Origin of the sequence: Nonomuraea sp. NPDC049637 (genome assembly GCF_040675235.1) — a bacterium.
GTDB lineage: Bacteria > Actinomycetota > Actinomycetes > Streptosporangiales > Streptosporangiaceae > Nonomuraea.
Map to the genome: position 1 here is coordinate 320,096 of NZ_JBFAOM010000004.1, position 15,369 is coordinate 335,464.

Sequence of the window (15,369 nt, forward strand, 5' to 3'; positions counted from 1 at the left end):
GGGGAGATCCATGAGCATGTGGTGGCGTGACGCCGTGATCTACCAGGTCTACGTGCGCAGTTTCGCCGACGGCAACGGCGACGGCGTCGGTGACCTGATCGGCGTGCGCGATCGCCTGCCGTACCTGGTCGAGCTGGGCGTGGACGCAATCTGGCTGACGCCCTTCTACACCTCGCCGATGGCCGACTTCGGCTACGACGTGGCCGACTACCGGGACGTCGACCCGCTGTTCGGCTCCCTGGCCGACGCCAAGGCGCTCATCGACGAGGCCCACGGCCACGGCCTGCGCGTCATCGTGGACGTCGTACCGAACCACACCTCCTCGGCGCACGCCTGGTTCCAGGCCGCGCTGCGCGGCGAGCGACGCGATCGGTACATCTTCCGCGACCAGCCCAACGACTGGGAGTCGATCTTCGGCGGCCCCGCCTGGACCCAGGTCGAGGACGGCCAGTGGTACCTGCACCTGTTCGACCCCGCCCAGCCCGACCTCAACTGGGACGACGACGAGGTGCGCGGCGAGTTCGAGTCGATCCTGCGCTTCTGGCTCGACCTGGGCGTGGACGGCTTCCGCGTGGACGTGGCGCACGGCATGGTCAAACCGGCCGGCCTGCCCGACATCGGCCACGCGAACCAGACCAGGATGATCGGCCGCGAGCCGGTGCCGTACTTCGACAACGACGGCGTGCACGAGATCCACCGGGCCTGGCGGCGCGTGCTCGACTCCTACCCCGGCGAGCGCATCGGCGTCGCCGAGGCGTGGGCGCCCACCGCCGAACGCCTGGCCATGTACGTCCGGCCCGACGAGCTCCACCAGGCCTTCAACTTCCACTACCTGTTCACCCCGTGGGACGCCGCCGAACTGCGCGCGGTGATCGACTCCTCGCTCGCCACGGCCGGCTCCGTGGGCGCGCCCACCACCTGGGTGTTGTCGAACCACGATGTCAAGCGGCACGTCACCCGCTACGGCAGCCTGGCCAGAGCCCGCGCCGCGGCGCTGCTGACCCTCGCGCTGCCCGGCTCGGCCTACGTCTACCAGGGCGAGGAGCTGGGCCTTCCCGAGGTGCTCGACCTGCCGGAGGAGGTGTGCCAGGACCCGCAGCGGCTGCGCGACCCCGACAGCGGGCGGGACGGCTGCCGCGTGCCGCTGCCGTGGACCCGCGAGCTCGGCTGGCGCGACCCGTGGCTGCCGATCCCGGCCGACTGGGCCGACCTCAGCGTCCAGGCCCAGGACGGCGTCACGGGCTCCACCCTGGAGCTCTACCGCGCCGCGCTGCGCCTGCGCCGCTCCCTGGACGGCGACCTGGTCTGGCACGACTCGCCCGAGGGCACACTGGTCTTCTCCCGCGGCGACGTGCTGTGCACCGTCAACCTGACCGGCGCGCCCGTCGACTTCGGCGTCGAGGGAGAGCTGCTGCTCGCCTCCGATGTCCCGGGAGCAGCCGATTCGGCCGCCTGGTGGAAAGTAAAGTGTGTTCCATGAACGGTCACGCTCGCCTAGCCGACATCGCCGCCCAGGCCGGGGTGAGTGAGGCCACGGTCAGCCGGGTGCTCAACGGCAAGCCCGGCGTCTCGGCAGGCACCCGGCAGGCGGTGATGACGGCCCTCGACCTGATGGGTTACGAGCGGCCGCCCCGGCTCAGGCAGCGCAGCAACGGGCTCATCGGGCTCGTCACGCCCGAGCTGGACAACCCGATCTTCCCGGCGTTCGCGCAGGCCATCGAGAAGGCCCTGACCCAGCACGGCTACACGCCCGTGCTGTGCACCCAGCTGCCCGGCGGCGCCCCCGAGGACGAGTTCACCGAGCTGCTGGTCGACCGCGGTGTCAGCGGCATCGTCTTCGTCTCCGGCCTGCACGCCGACACCACCGCCCGGATGGACCGCTACACCCGCCTGATCGACCGCGGCCTGCCGATCGTGCTGGTCGACGGCTACAGCGAGCACATCGACGCGCCCTTCATCTCGCCCGACGACCGCCTCGCTGCCCGGCTGGCCGTCCAGCACCTGGTCGACCTCGGCCACGAACGCGTCGGGCTCGCGCTCGGGCCGCGCCGGTTCGTCCCGGTGATCAGGAAGATCGAGGGTTACAAGCAGGCGATGGCCCACCTGCTCGGCGCCACCGATGTCGACGACCTGATCTCCCACTCGCTGTTCTCGGTCGAGGGCGGGCAGGCCGCCGCCGCGCAGCTGCTGGCCCGCGGGTGCACCGGCATCGTGTGCGCGAGCGACCTGATGGCGCTCGGCGCGATCCGCGCCTGCCGGCAGAAGGGGCTGGCGGTGCCGGGCGACGTGTCGGTGGTCGGGTTCGACGACTCGCCGCTGATCGCGTTCACCGACCCGCCGCTCACCACCGTCCGCAAGCCGATCGGGGCGATGGCCTCGGCCGCCGTGCAGACACTGCTGGAGGAGGTCAGCGGCGCGCCGGCCAAGCACGTCGAGCTGATCTTCCAGCCGGAGCTGGTCGTGCGCGGCTCCACCGGTTCCGGTCCGCTGGTCAACCGCTGACCCCGGACGCCTACTGTGAAAGGTCGGCCCACCGTTGACGCCTGACGTGCTGGTCCTCGGCGGCGCCGGGGTGGACACCACGGTCTACGTGCCCGCGCTGCCTCTGCCGTACCAGGACACCTACCACGTGCCGCCCGTCGTCGACCGCGTCGGGAACACCGGGGCCGGGGTCGCCCTCGGCTGCCACGCGCTCGGGCTCGGCGTCGCCTTCGCCGACCTCATCGGCGACGACCCGCAGGGCGCGCTGATCAGGCACGCCCTGCGCGACATCGACTGCAGATGGGGAGTGGCGCGGGCGGGCACCCGGCGCAGCGTGCTGCTCGTCGGTCCCGACGGGCGGCGCACCTCCCTGCACGACCCCAAGGTCACGCCGGGGGAGCGGCTGCCCCGCGAGCTGTACGCCGGTCCGCGCCCCCGGCACGCGCACATCTCGATCATGGACTTCTGCCGCCACGTCTACCCCGACCTCGACGGCGTCCCCATCTCCACCGACCTGCACGACTGGGACGGCGTCGCCGACTACCAGAAGGACTTCGCCTACAACTCCGACCTGGTGTTCCTGTCGGCCACCGCCCTGACCGACCCGGCGGCCACGATGCGCGACATCCTCGCCGGGGGCCGCGCCCACACCGTCGTCTGCACGCGGGGCGCGGACGGCTGCCTCGTCCTGACCCGCGACTCGGCCACCGTACGCGCCTTTCCCGCCGCGCCCCTGCCCGGCCCGGTGGCCGACAGCAACGGCGCGGGCGACGCCTTCGTCTCCGGCTTCCTGTACGGCCTCCTGAACGGCCGGACGATTCCCGAGTGCGTCGGACTGGGCGCGATCGCCGGTGCCCACGCGTGCACGGTCGAAGGCACCCACGAATCCCCGATCACCGAGAAACTGCTGCTCGGCAGGGCGTCCCAGCTCTGAGTGAGCGTGGCCGCCACGAAGGTTCGGTAGATTCGGGGCGACAAGCCATGGATTGTGAGGCAAGAGTGTCGGACGAACGCGGCCCGCAGCAGACCAGCCGGGGAAGGCGGCCTCGCGCATGGATGATCGTGCTGGCCGCTGTGGTGCTCCTGGTCGATCAGGGGTCCAAGTTCTGGGCGCTGTCGGCGTTGTCCGGCGGCGCCGAGATCACGGTGATCCCGCGGCTGCTCTCGTTGCGGCTGCTGCTCAACCCCGGCGCAGCGTTCTCCCTGGGTGAGGGCGTGACCTGGGTGTTCACGCTGGCCGCCGCCGGGGCGGTCGCCGGCATCCTGTACGCGTCCCGGCGGCTGCGCTCGCCGGCCTGGGGTGTGGTGCTGGGCGCGCTGCTCGGCGGGGCCACCTCGCACCTGCTCGACCGCCTTTTCCGCCCGCCGGCGTTCGCGCAGGGGCACGTGGTGGACTTCATCGACTACGGCGGGTTGTTCGTCGGCAACGTCGCCGACATCGCTTTGACGGGCGGGTGCGCGCTGCTGTTCCTGCTCAGCGTCAGAGGGATCCCACTGGGGGACGCTCCCGGCGAGGAACGTTCGCCTGCGACGCCTTCGACGTCCTCGACGTCGCCAGCGTCTTCGACGTCTTCGGCGTCGCCGACGTCTTCGACCTCCTTGAAGCCCTCGACATCCTCAGCGCCTTCGGCAGAGGATCCCGCCTGATCGGCCTGCCTGATTGGGCCGATCTGATTGAGCCTGCGTGATTGGGCCTGCCTGAGTGGGGCTGTCTGATTAGGCCTGCCCGAGCGGCTCTGCCTGAGCGGCTCTGCCTGAGCGGCTCTGCCTGATTGGGCCTGCCTGAGCGGCCCCGCTCATCGCACCTGCCTGATCGGACGGCCAGGGGCCGGGTGGTGGTGAGCCTCCGCCCGGCCTCCGGTGCGGGTCAGTTCCAGGAGCAGGGGTTTTGGCAGGCGGTGTAGGTCACCGTTCAGTCGGACGAGAAGAAGATGCGCCTGTCGTAGCTGCCGCCACAGTGGTCGCACCAGGTCTGGTAGGTGCAACCGGCGTCGGCGGTCGTCATCAGCGACGACGCCGGTGACGCTCGCAGAGCGACGGAGCTCTTCACGGAAGTCGGCCTCAGAACGAGGTGCCGGCAACGCGCCCTCCTTCCCCCGGCGTGAACCCACCCCCTCCTGTCTTCCGATCTGGCCTGGCCTGAGGTCAGGATCGGGGCGTGATGTGCCAGATCGCGTTTCCTGCGTCGTCTGCTACCAGTAGGCGGCCGTTCTTACCCGTGATCACGCCGACTGGTCGGCCGTACGTGGTGCTCTCGTCCCGGGATGGCTTGAAGCCGGTCAGGAAGTCCTGGGGCTTGGCACTGGGCATGCCGTTCTTGAAGGGGACGTACACGACCTTGTAGCCGACAGGATCGCCGCGGTTCCAGGAGCCGTGTTCGGTGATGAAGGCGCCGCCGCGGTAGGCCTCGGGGAACGTGGGACTCTCGGAGAACGCCAAACCGAGGGGAGCCGTGTGAGCGCCAAGGGCGTAGTCGGGGCGGAGCGCGCGAGCCACCATCTCGGGACGCCGTGGCTGGACCCGCTCGTCTACGTGCTGCCCCCAATAGCTCCACGGCCAGCCGTAGAAGTCGCCAGGGCGTACACGTGTGAAGTAGTCAGGCGCGGCATCGTCGCCCAGGAGGTCGCGTTCGTTCACGACTGTCCAGAGTGTCCTGGACTGCGGTTCGAGGGCCAGGCCATTGGGGTTTCTGAGGCCGGAGGCCAGGATGCGCTCGCCACTGCCGTCAGGGTTGATCTCCAGGATGGCGGCGCGCCGTCGCTCGGCGTCCAGGCCGTGTTCGCCCGCGTTGCTGGACGAGCCGACCGTCACGTAGAGCTTGGTGCCGTCAGGGGCGGCGAAAAGGTTACGGGTCCAGTGGTTGTTGTAGCCGCCGGCCGGCAGGTCGAGGATCTTCTTTCCCAGGGCGGTGACACGGGTCTCACCCAGCTTGTAGGGAAAGCGCCAAACGCCGTCCGTGTCCGCGACGTAGAAGGCCGCCTGGGTGCCGTTGGTGGCCGCCGGACCGAGCGAGTACGGCGCGGACGCGGCCAGCAGCGCCATCCCGAACGGCTGGTTGAGGTTCTCCAGGAACACACTGCGGAAGTCGGCCACGCCGTCGCCGTCGGTGTCGCGCAGCAGCGTGATCCGGTTGGCGCTGCGTTCGGAGGTCGAGCCGTCGTTGCGGCGCAGCCAGTAGAACAGCCCCATGATCGGGGACTCCGGGTCCTTGGGCAGGGTAGCCGACTCCGCCACGAGCACATCGCCGTTGGGCAACTCGTAGAGCCAGCGGGGATGCTCCAACTCGCCCGCGAACCTGGTGACCACGAACCCGGCCGGCGCCTTGGGCGCTCTGCCGGAGGGCCAGCCGACCACGTCAGGGGCGTTGACCTTGGGGATGGGGAACGTCTCGCGTTCTCCGAGTTGGGGGTCTGAGCCCAAGTGGGCGGCTGTCTGAGGGGCTCCGCCCCGGTTCACCGCGTAGGCCGCGCCGGCCACTGCGAGGACCATGAGCAGGAGCAGCACAAGCAGGGCTCGAAGCAGGATTCGGCGTCTGGGGCGGCGCGGGGCCGTCACCGGCGCTGTCACTTCGGAGGTCGTGGACACGGCTGTGTCTCCCGGTGAGCGGCTGATCGTTGATGGATGACTGGACGGCACGTAAGAACGGCAGCCAAGGATCCTCTCCCCTCGGATAAGCTGTCCGGAGTTAACGGCCGTTAGATTTCTAACATGTGTTAAGCGCGAGGTCAATTCTGATGCTCACCCGTCACAAGATCCTGGAAGCCGGCCTGGAGGTCCTCGAGGCCGACGGCGCCCACGGCATCAGCATGCGTAAGCTGGCCAAACGTCTCGATGTGACGGCGACGGCGATCTATCACTACTTCGACGGGCGGGAGTCGCTGCTGGAGGCCATCGTGGACGAGGTGTGCAGCAAGATCGTCTCTGAAGCCCCTCGTGAAGGGGGATGGAAGGACCAGCTGCGTGGCCTCATGGCCTCGATGGTCAGGCAGTCGCTGGAGCATCCCAGGGCCTCGGTCTGGTCCATCACCACGTATGCCCGGCGTGCGCCCGTGATGAGCCTTCACGAGGCCATCTTCGGAATCCTCCTGGATGCGGGCTTCCCTCCTGACCAGGCGGATCACGTGAAAGGGGCGGTGCTGCGCGTGTGCGTCGGGCATCTCGTCCTGCACGAGGCCGCCGCGAGGGACTGGACCGAACTGCCCGCCGACCGGTATCCGCACTATCACGCGGTCGAGGCTGCCCGGCTGCGGGCCGACCAGGTCGAACACTTCAAGTTCGCGCTCGACGCCGTCCTCGCCGGGTTGCCCGACCCCAGCAATGAAGGTGATTCCCCTGCTTGACCGCCTTCGAGCCACGATGTGGCGGCCCGGTGAAGCCGGTGGCCGGGTAAGTTAACGAGTGTTAGAGTTCGGCTCGGCTCCGCATCCAGCCGGGTGGAGTCAGGGCGAGGGCGTTCCGATGAGTGGAGGCGTGACCATGGCCGGACGATCGCGCTGTCGGCGTGACGTGCGCGGCAGCGGTGGAACTCGTCGCGATCCCGTTCTTCGGGCACCTGAGCGATCGTGTCGCCCGCCGGCTCGTCCACGCGACCGGCGCAGCGCTGCCGGCGGTGGTGGCGTTCCCGTACTTCGTGCTGCTCAACACCGGTGTCGTGCTGGTCGTCTTCCTCACAGTCATGATCACGCAGATCCAGCACGCCATGGAGTACGGCCCGCAGGCCTCGCTCATCGCCGAGAGCTTCCCGGCCAGCCTCGGGTACGGCGGTGCGGGTCTCGGCTATCAGCTCGCCTCGATCATCGGCGGCCCGGCGCCGCTGATCGCGACATGGTTGTTGCACAACTACGGCTGGCAGGCGATAGCGATCTTCATGATCGTCGCTGCGGTGGTGGGGTTCGCCGCCGCGCTGGCTCTGCCCGACCGATCCAGGATCGACATCTGCCAGCCCTCCGCCTACAAGACGACCTGATCGATCCTTCTCTTGTCTCTCATGACGTGATAGCACCGTTGACGGATCCGGAACGACAGGAGATGGGCAAGTCATGAGCGTCGTGGTGTGCGGTGAGGCCATGCTCCTGATGCTGGCCGAGCCCGGCATCCCCTTGGAACGTGCCACGGTCTTCCGTCGCTCCCTCGCGGGCGCGGAGTCGAACGTGGCCGCGGGGCTCGCCAGGCTGGGCCATGACGTGCGCTGGCTCGGCCGGGTCGGCGCTGACCCGGCGGGCCGGGCGGTCCTGTCCATGCTCCGAGCCGAGAATGTCGACACCCGGCACGCGGTCATCGACCCCGGTGCGCCGACCGGTCTGCTGGTCCGCGACAGCCATCCCTCCCGGGCCATCGACGTGCAGTACTACCGTTCCGGGACCGCCGCGTCCAGGCTGAGGCCGGACGAGCTGACGCCGGAGATGGTGAGCGGTGCGAAGGTCGTCCACATCACGGGCATCACTCCGATGTTGTCGGATTCCGCGCACCTGGCCACCCTGCGGCTGCTGGAGCTGGCCGGGCAGGCCGGAGCGCTCGTCTCCATCGACCCGAACATCCGCTACAAGCTGGGCGAACCCGCGGCATGGCGGGAGCGGGTGGCGCCGCTCCTGGCCAGGGCGGACGTGGTGCTGGCCGGCGAGGACGAACTCGAACTGCTCCACGTCGACCCGGCGACGCTGCCCGGCCTCACGGTGGTCAAGCACCGGGACAAGTCCGCAACGTGCGCAGGGCTGCGGCAGAAGGCGTTCTCGGTGCCGGTGACCGACCCCGCGGGAGCAGGGGACGGCTTCGCCGCCGGGTTCCTGTCGGGGATGTTGCACGGTGAGTCGTACGAGGTGTGCCTGCGCGAGGCGGCGGCGGTGGCGGCGCTCGTCGTCCAGTGCGCCGCCGACACCGACGGCCTTCCGGACCGGCCGGGCCTGGATCGTGCCTTGGCCGCCTTCACCGGGCACACCGAAACGGTCCACCGATAGCTGCCAACCAGCCGATGATTCTCCGCCGCCAAGAGTGCGATCGCCGCCGAAGAACAGCCGCTGCTGATCACTGATTCGTCGAAGTCATTCGCTACCAAGCACGAGCCTGTCGAAGGCGATCGAGTACGAAGTTTGCGCCCGTCCATGAGCTGACGAGGCCAGGGCGAAGGCGGTTCGTGGGAGGCGGCCAGGGCGTGGGGTGGGCAGGGCGTTGGGTGGGCAGGCGGGGATCGTGCGTCACCACGGCGGGCGGCTCGCCGTGGCCGTTCGTCGGTGAGGAGACCGAAGGAAGGAAGTCATGTACCGCTGGGAGATCGTCCAGGCTGTCACGGAGCAACGCGTGTTCGGCATCGTCAGGGCCGCCACGCCCGAGGCGGCCCTGACGTCGGCCGAGGTCGTGCTGGATGCCGGGTTGCGTGCCGTCGAGATCGCGCTCACCACGCCCCGCGCCCTCAGCGCCGTGGCAAGGCTCACCGAACAGCGGCCCGACGCGCTGGTCGGGGCAGGGACCGTCCTCGACGCGGCCGCCGCCAGAGCCGCCGTGGAGGCCGGCGCGCGCTTCCTGGTCTCGCCCAGCCTGCACCCTGAGGTGATCCGCACCGGGCACCGCTACGGCGTGCCGGTCTTCCCGGGCGTGGCCACCCCGACCGAGATCGTTCGTGCCCTGGAAGAGGGGGCGGACGCGGTCAAGATCTTCCCGGCGACGGGCGTTTCACCGGCCTGGCTGCGGGATGTGCGGGCCGCCCTTCCGCAGGCGCCCGCGATCCCCACCGGCGGCGTGACCTTGGACGATGCGCCCGAGTGGATCGCGGCCGGCGCCGTGGCCTGCGGCATGGGCTCGGCGCTGACTTCGGGCGGTCGGGGCGCCGTGGCTGCACGGGTTGCGGCGCTGCTCGCCGGGCTGGCGGGGGCCCGGTGAGCGTGGAGACACTGCGGGGCCTGCACGGGCAGGTGCTCGACGGGGTCGGCCGGTCACTGGCGGGCGGGGAGATCGTGCGTGGCAGGTGCTGCGTCTGGAGCGTGCGGGGCAGATTCTGCGTCTGGAGGACGTCCAGGAGCGATACGGGGTGCCCCGGACCGTCGCGCGAGGCCGTCCGCGTGCTGGAGTCGAAGCGCGTGGTCACCAGCCGGCCTCGTGCCGGGGTCACCGCACGGCCGATGAGTGCCTGGAACCTTTATGATCCCCAGGTGATCCGCTGGCGGCCGGCCTCGCCGGGGCGTGAGGCGCAGCTGCGTGAGCTGGCCGAGCTGCGCGCCGCGGTCGAGCCTGCCGCCGCCGCGCTGACCGCGTCCAGGCACGACCCCCGCGTGCGGGACGAGCTCACCACCCACGCCCGCGCCATGGACACCGCCGCTCGCGAAGGTGACGGCCAGGCCTACGTGACGGCGGACGCCGCCTTCCACCGGGTGTTGCTGACCGAGTCGGGCAACGGCATGTTCGCCCAGCTCGCCGAGGTGACCGAGGTGCTGCTCGAAGCCAGGCGCGAGCTGCTGCTCCTGCCCGTACGTCTGGAGACGACCGCCATCGGACTCCGCCACGAGTTCGCCGAAGCGGTCGTCGCCGGACGGGCTGCCGGGGCGGCGCAGGCCGCTGCGGCCATCGTTGGGCGGGCCCGCGCCGAGGTCGAGCAGATCCTGGCAGACAGTCGAGAGTACGTCACGGAGGTTCCCCGATGAGTGTCGCCGTCCACGTCGGCCCTGAGCCGGTCCCCATGTTGGTCGACGCCGTACGGCGGTCGGGCGGCAGCGTCGTGCCGCTGGAGGAGGCCGAGGCGATCGTCTACTACGGCCGCGGCGGCCCCGAGGAGCTGCGGCCCATGATTCATGACGGCATCCGGTGGGTGCAGCTTCCTGCGGCGGGGGTCGAGCGGTACGCCGAGGCCGGAGTGATCACTGATGAGCCCGTCTTCACCGCCGCCACCGGCTCCTACGGCGTGCCCGTCGCCGAGCACGCGCTCGCGCTCATGCTGGCCGCGGCCCGCAACCTGCCCCGGCTGGCCAGGGCCACCGAGTGGGGGAGGAACGAGTCGAGGGAGTTCGCCGGCTCGACCGTCGCGATCATCGGTTGTGGCGGCATCGGGCGGGCGCTCATCAGGATGCTGGAGCCGTTCGGCTGTCCGGTGATCGCGGTCACCGACAGCGGCCGGGCGCCCGGTGCGCACCGGATCCTGCCTCGTGACCGGTATCGGGAGGCGTTGCCGGAGGCCGCGTACGTCGTCCTCGCCGCTGCGACGACGCCGAGCACCAAGGGCATGATCGGTGCTTCCGAGCTTGACCTGATGCGTACGGACGCCTGGCTGGTCAACATCGCCCGGGGCGCGCTCGTCGTGACCGACGACCTGGTGACGGCGCTGCGCGAGAGGCGGATCGGTGGTGCCGCGCTGGACGTCACCGACCCCGAGCCGCTGCCGTCCGGGCACCCGTTGTGGCACATGGAGAACGTGCTGATCACGCCGCACACGGCGAATCCGTCGTCGTCCTACTGGCGCGGCCTGGCCGAGCGAGTGGCCGCGAACGTGCGCCACTTCGCCGACGGGGCCCCGATGGAAGGGGTGGTGTCGCCGGAGCAGGGGTTCTGAGGGGGGGCAGGGCCGTGGGCATCATCGGAACTGGGAAGTGCCCTTGTCGCGAGTCGTGACTTCTTGTCCGGTGTCCTGCGTTCCCGACTGACGTCGCGATCACGCTGCCAATGGACCAAGGCCTGGTTGGAGAGGGCTCGGCGTGGGGCTGTTGGTCTGTGCGGGGTGGGGATGGGTGGCGGTCCAGAGGGCCGTTTTGTTGGGTGTGATGGCTGGTTGATGGGCAGCCCCAGGGCTACTTACGCCCCAGGGCTGCTTACGGCCTCAGGGCTACTTACGCTCCAGTGCTACTTATGCCTCAGGACTACTTATGCCCCAGGGCTCACCTGCGTTGCTGGCTGGTTCAGGGTTGCTTGTGTTCTGGCGCTGGAGGGCTGAGTCGCTGGCTGGCTCAGGGCTACTCCGGCTCTGCGGCTTATACCTGAGTCGCTGGTTGGCCCACGGTTGTTCCCGCTCGCAGGCCATGCCCGAGTTGTGGGCCGGCTTAGGGCTGCTTGTGTGCTGGCGTTCAGGTTTGAGTCGCTGGTCAGCTCAGGGTTATGCGGGCTCCGGCGCTCAGGCCAGAGTCGTGGACTTCGAGGCCCGCGGGCTCGGCGCTTTTCGGCAGGTCGAACACCAGTGTGCCGGTGAAGGACTGGCCGGGGGCGATGCGGACCGGGGTGATCTCGGCGCCGCTCTTGTCCAGGAGCTTGCTGCCGCCGTGCAGGGCCTCGTCCTCGTCGATCAGCTTCTGCTGGCCGGGGTAGAGTACGCGGGCGTCGGGGCCGACGTTGTTCACCTTCACCGTGACCTGGCAGGTGCGGCGGGAGGCGGACTTCGCGGGTTGGGGGCACTTTGTGCCGGTTACCGCGAACTTCAGCTTTCCGTCCTGTACCGGGCCTTCATCGCCTATGGCGGGGGAGCGGAAGATCCACGCCAGGGTGGCCAGGACCACCACGAACAGGACGATCACGATGACCAGCGCGGTCATGCAGCCGGTGAACACGCCGCGCTTGCGGCGCACAGGCGGGTACCCGGGCAACGGGCCCTGGCCCGTGGCGTGCGGCGGTAGCGGGCCCTGGCCGGTGGTGTGCGGCGGTAGCGGGCCCTGGCCGGTGGTCTGGTGGTGGGGGAGCGGGATGTTCCCGGTCCGGTCGACGGGGGGCGGCATCTGTGGCGTGCGAGGTCCCGGGTGCTCCGTGGGGGCGGGCATGGGCGGGCGAGGGCCCGTGCGTTCGGCCGGGGAGGGCATCTGCGGCGGACGCGGTCCGGTGCGCTCGGCCGGCGAGGGCATGGGCGGGCGGGGGCCGGTGCGTTCGGCGGGGGAAGGCACGTGCGGTGGGCGCATGCCGGTGTGCTCGGTCGCGGGAGGCATCTGGGCGGCGTGGGGTGCCGCGGGGTCGGCCGCGGACGGGGGCTGCGGTGTGCCTGACCCGGGGTGGTCTGCCGGGATGGGCATGGGCGGGCGAGGGCCCGTGCGTTCGGCCGGGGAGGGCATGTGCGGCGGACGCGGGCCCGTACGCTCGGCGGAAGGCGGCATCGCGGCGCCCGCCCCCGTGCGTTCGGCCGCGGGTGGCATCGGAGGGTGCGACCCCGTGCGTTCGGCCGCGGGCATCGGAACGGCGGATCCCGGGCGATCAGCTGCGGGTGGCATCGGAACGGGGGAGCCCGGGCGATCAGCCGCGGGGGGCATGGGGGAACGGGACCCCGTCCGGTCGGCGGACGGGGGCATCGGAGGGCGCGAGCCCGGCGCGGAGGGCATCGGAGGGCGAGGCCCCGTGCGTTCCGCAGGGGGAAGCAGGTGGGGGGAGCCCGTGCGCTCCGCAGGTGAGGGCGGGTGCGGAGGGCCCGTGCGTTCGGCAGGTGGGGGGAGGTGTGGATGGCCGGTGCGTTCGGCGGGTGGGGGGGTGTGGCCGATGGGGCGGAACTCTGAGGGGTTCCATGCGTTCGTCAGGTGTTCGGTGGCCGCCAGCTGGGCCGCGGGCTCGTCGGCCGCGCCCACCAGTTCCAGCAGGAGCTGCTTGGCCGCGGGCCGGCGCGCCGGGTCGGGGTGGATGGCCGCGGCGACCAGCCGGTCCAGGGGGGCGGGCAGGCCGCGCAGGTCCGGCGGCGCGGTACGGGCCCGCGCCGCCATCACGTACGCGTCCCCCTCGCCGAACGGATGCCCGCCGAGCCCCGCGTACGCGATCAGCGAGCCCCAGGCGAACACGTCGCCGGCCGGGCTGGTGTGGCCCTCGAAGACCTGCTCGGGAGCGATCCATCCGGGCGTGCCCATCACCATGCCGGCGTTCGTGTGCCGGGACGCGACGTGCGTGGAGCGCGCCAGGCCGAAGTCGATCACCCGCGGCCCGGCCAGGGTCAGCATGACGTTGGCCGGCTTGAGGTCGCGGTGGACGAGCCCCGCGGCGTGGATGGCGGTCAGCGCCGCCGCCACGCCCACGGCCGCCGAGTGCAGCACCGACGGCGGCAGCGCGCCGTGCTCGATCAGCTGGTCTTCCAGCGAGATGCCGTCGATGTACTCGGTGACCAGGTAGAGCACGCCACGGTCCTCGCCGTGGTCGAGCACCCGCGCGGTGCAGAACGAGGCCACCTTGCGCGCGTTGGACACCTCTTCGTGGAAACGCGCCCGGTAGACCGGGTCGGCCGTGTAGTCACGCCTGATGGCCTTGAGCGCCACCTTGACCCCGTCGGCGCCCCTGGCGAGATAGACGGTGCCCATGCCGCCCGAGCCGAGACGGCTCAACAGCTCGTAGGGGCCGATCGCCGGCGGATCCTCAGGCTTCAGCGGAGTGCCTGCCGAGCGCCCCACGGTCGCCGTCCTCTCGCCGTCGTCATCCCGTCGCAAACCGAACCGTTTCTTCCGCCGGTACGCCTTTTTCCACCCCAGACTCTAACGGAGAAGCCGCGGCCCGGTGGCGACGAAGCCCGGTCAGCTCTGGCCCGGACGCCGCTTCAGCGGGCGCATCGTCACCCGCAGGCGGGCGGCGTTGAGCGTCGGGGGCAGCGGGCGGTGCGGGGACAGCGGCCGGCCGGACGCCTTCGGGCGGGCCGAGGCCAGGATCCCGCCCAGGAAGGCCGTGCCGACGCCGAGCATCAGGTGCACGCCGTCGCAGCGTGGCAGGGCCCACCATTCGCCGGCGGCGGTGCCGTCGAGCCAGATCTCGGGGGCGAAGGAGTCGGCGTAGTGCAGGCGGGGGCTGCGCTGGTGGGGGGCGAACGGGAGGATCACGTGGGTGCCGGTGGGCACCGGGACGCCGTACCAGTCGGTCTCCTCGGTGGTGAGGCGGGACAGGGCCGGGACCGGCGGCCACAGGCGCAGGCCCTCGCGCAGGCAGGCGCGCAGGTAGTCGGGGTCGGCGCGGGCGCACTTGCGCTGGACGGGGTAGGTCGCCAGCAGCGCGAGGGTGCGCATGAGGCTGCCGGCGGTCACGCTGAAACCGAGCAGCCAGAACGCCGCCTGCCGCAGGCCGCGCGCCTCCGGGCCGCTGGTCTCGGCGAGCAGGCCGGCGAGGGTGCCGGGCTCGGCGCGGCGCAGGTGGTCGAGGATGCGGGCGTCGTAGCGGCCGGACAGGATCTCCTGGCGGCGTCTGGCACGTCCTCTGCCTGCCCGTCTGACCTGGGCGAGCAGGGCGCTCAGCTCCTCGTCGCCGGCCGCGCCGGCGCCGTAGACGCACCGCCGCGCCACCCGCTGCCAGCACGACTCCAGCCGGGCGTAGTCGATCACGCCGTCCGTCAGCGCGGCCGCCTCCTGCCGGGCCACCTCCGCGAACGCCGGCCGCAGCACGTCGTAGGGCAGGCCGGCGGCCCGTTCGCGCACGGTGGGGACGAAGGCGGGCTCGGACAACACACGTTCGGCGTCCCGCTGGGACAGCACCACCAGGGCCGTGCGGCGCGGGCCGCGCACGAGCACGGGACGGCCGCCGTACCGGACGTGCAGGCCGGTCAGCAGGGAGCGGGAGCGCAGCAGGTCGAGTCCGGCCGTCAGGTGCGGCGTGCCGGGTGGCAGGAGTGCGCCGGCCAGGCGCAGGCTCTCCAGCACGGTGGCCCTGTGCAGGCCTCTAGGCACGCGTGGCCTCCCCCTCGCCGGTCGGCCTCCGCGTGCGCGGGACGGTCCCGGCCTCCCCGTCTCCGGCCGGCGTCGGCTTGCCCTGGGGCGTCCGGTTCTTCCCGTCTCCGGTGGGCCTCCGCGTGTCCCGGGTCTTCTCGTCTCCGGTGGGCCTCTGTGTGCTCGGGGTCGTCCGGGGCTGAGATGGCCGGGCCGTGGGCGCCTCCTCGGGGGCCGGAACGGGAAGGAAGTTCATGGGGTCATGCGATCGCCCGTCCGCCAGGCGCGCAAGCGGGGGTCTCGCTGGGCGGAACGTTTTCGGGCCGCGCTC

The 15,369-nt window shown here is 71.1% G+C and carries 13 protein-coding genes; 10 read left to right on the forward strand and 3 right to left on the reverse strand.

Annotation, left to right across the window (positions count from 1 at the left end; translation table 11 throughout):
• The first annotated feature begins 10 nt into the window (after window positions 1-10).
• The 4 genes from AB0J71_RS08315 to AB0J71_RS08330 all read left to right on the forward strand — a co-directional run bounded on the left by AB0J71_RS08315 (window position 11) and on the right by AB0J71_RS08330 (window position 4,128).
• Complete coding sequence (locus AB0J71_RS08315; protein ID WP_364413398.1) at window positions 11-1,480, forward strand: glycoside hydrolase family 13 protein; 1,470 nt, start codon at window positions 11-13, stop codon at window positions 1,478-1,480.
• Window positions 1,477-2,502, forward strand: coding sequence for a LacI family DNA-binding transcriptional regulator (locus tag AB0J71_RS08320; RefSeq protein WP_352328468.1), 1,026 nt, complete (start codon window positions 1,477-1,479; stop codon window positions 2,500-2,502). Before AB0J71_RS08315 ends, AB0J71_RS08320 begins: the two co-directional genes overlap by 4 nt.
• A gap of 34 nt (window positions 2,503-2,536) precedes the next feature.
• Window positions 2,537-3,415: a PfkB family carbohydrate kinase gene (locus AB0J71_RS08325; protein WP_352328466.1), complete on the forward strand. Its 879-nt coding sequence runs from the start codon at window positions 2,537-2,539 to the stop codon at window positions 3,413-3,415.
• 122 nt (window positions 3,416-3,537) lie between these two features.
• On the forward strand, window positions 3,538-4,128 hold the full coding sequence (locus AB0J71_RS08330; protein ID WP_364413400.1) for a signal peptidase II: 591 nt from the start codon (window positions 3,538-3,540) through the stop codon (window positions 4,126-4,128).
• A gap of 498 nt (window positions 4,129-4,626) precedes the next feature.
• Here AB0J71_RS08330 and AB0J71_RS08335 read toward each other — a convergent pair whose 3' ends face one another.
• Window positions 4,627-5,985 (reverse strand): sorbosone dehydrogenase family protein, encoded by a 1,359-nt coding sequence (locus AB0J71_RS08335; protein WP_364413402.1) that lies wholly within the window; start codon window positions 5,983-5,985, stop codon window positions 4,627-4,629.
• A 230-nt stretch (window positions 5,986-6,215) separates the two neighbouring features.
• Here AB0J71_RS08335 and AB0J71_RS08340 point away from each other — a divergent pair, with 230 nt between their 5' ends.
• The 6 genes from AB0J71_RS08340 (at window position 6,216) to AB0J71_RS08365 (ending at window position 11,014) form a co-directional block, all read left to right on the forward strand.
• Window positions 6,216-6,821 (forward strand): TetR/AcrR family transcriptional regulator, encoded by a 606-nt coding sequence (locus tag AB0J71_RS08340; RefSeq protein ID WP_352327636.1) that lies wholly within the window; start codon window positions 6,216-6,218, stop codon window positions 6,819-6,821.
• A gap of 161 nt (window positions 6,822-6,982) precedes the next feature.
• Window positions 6,983-7,447, forward strand: a complete 465-nt coding sequence (locus AB0J71_RS08345) for an MFS transporter (RefSeq protein ID WP_352327635.1) — start codon at window positions 6,983-6,985, stop codon at window positions 7,445-7,447.
• Window positions 7,448-7,520: 73 nt separating this feature from the next.
• On the forward strand, window positions 7,521-8,435 hold the full coding sequence (locus tag AB0J71_RS08350) for a sugar kinase (protein ID WP_364413404.1): 915 nt from the start codon (window positions 7,521-7,523) through the stop codon (window positions 8,433-8,435).
• Window positions 8,436-8,733: 298 nt separating this feature from the next.
• Window positions 8,734-9,354 (forward strand): bifunctional 4-hydroxy-2-oxoglutarate aldolase/2-dehydro-3-deoxy-phosphogluconate aldolase, encoded by a 621-nt coding sequence (locus AB0J71_RS08355; RefSeq protein WP_364413406.1) that lies wholly within the window; start codon window positions 8,734-8,736, stop codon window positions 9,352-9,354.
• A 269-nt stretch (window positions 9,355-9,623) separates the two neighbouring features.
• A complete protein-coding gene (locus tag AB0J71_RS08360; RefSeq protein WP_364413408.1) occupies window positions 9,624-10,112 on the forward strand; it encodes an FCD domain-containing protein in 489 nt (162 codons plus the stop codon).
• Window positions 10,109-11,014: a D-isomer specific 2-hydroxyacid dehydrogenase family protein gene (locus tag AB0J71_RS08365; RefSeq protein WP_364413410.1), complete on the forward strand. Its 906-nt coding sequence runs from the start codon at window positions 10,109-10,111 to the stop codon at window positions 11,012-11,014. The genes AB0J71_RS08360 and AB0J71_RS08365 overlap by 4 nt, the downstream gene beginning before the upstream one ends.
• A gap of 526 nt (window positions 11,015-11,540) precedes the next feature.
• Here the strand turns inward: AB0J71_RS08365 and AB0J71_RS08370 are convergent.
• On the reverse strand, window positions 11,541-13,802 hold the full coding sequence (locus AB0J71_RS08370; protein WP_364413412.1) for a protein kinase: 2,262 nt from the start codon (window positions 13,800-13,802) through the stop codon (window positions 11,541-11,543).
• Window positions 13,803-13,922: 120 nt separating this feature from the next.
• Window positions 13,923-15,059, reverse strand: a complete 1,137-nt coding sequence (locus tag AB0J71_RS08375) for a cytochrome P450 (RefSeq protein ID WP_352327629.1) — start codon at window positions 15,057-15,059, stop codon at window positions 13,923-13,925.
• Window positions 15,060-15,369: the final 310 nt, after the last annotated feature.

What these genes read in the sequence shown, in the direction of transcription:
- AB0J71_RS08315 (WP_364413398.1), top strand. Translation starts at nt 11, where the DNA reads ATGAGCATGTGGTGGCGTGACGCCGTGATCTACCAGGTCTACGTGCGC.
- AB0J71_RS08320 (WP_352328468.1), top strand. Translation starts at nt 1,477, where the DNA reads ATGAACGGTCACGCTCGCCTAGCCGACATCGCCGCCCAGGCCGGGGTG.
- AB0J71_RS08340 (WP_352327636.1), top strand. Translation starts at nt 6,216, where the DNA reads ATGCTCACCCGTCACAAGATCCTGGAAGCCGGCCTGGAGGTCCTCGAG.
- AB0J71_RS08330 (WP_364413400.1), top strand. Translation starts at nt 3,538, where the DNA reads ATGATCGTGCTGGCCGCTGTGGTGCTCCTGGTCGATCAGGGGTCCAAG.
- AB0J71_RS08355 (WP_364413406.1), top strand. Translation starts at nt 8,734, where the DNA reads ATGTACCGCTGGGAGATCGTCCAGGCTGTCACGGAGCAACGCGTGTTC.
- AB0J71_RS08365 (WP_364413410.1), top strand. Translation starts at nt 10,109, where the DNA reads ATGAGTGTCGCCGTCCACGTCGGCCCTGAGCCGGTCCCCATGTTGGTC.
- AB0J71_RS08350 (WP_364413404.1), top strand. Translation starts at nt 7,521, where the DNA reads ATGAGCGTCGTGGTGTGCGGTGAGGCCATGCTCCTGATGCTGGCCGAG.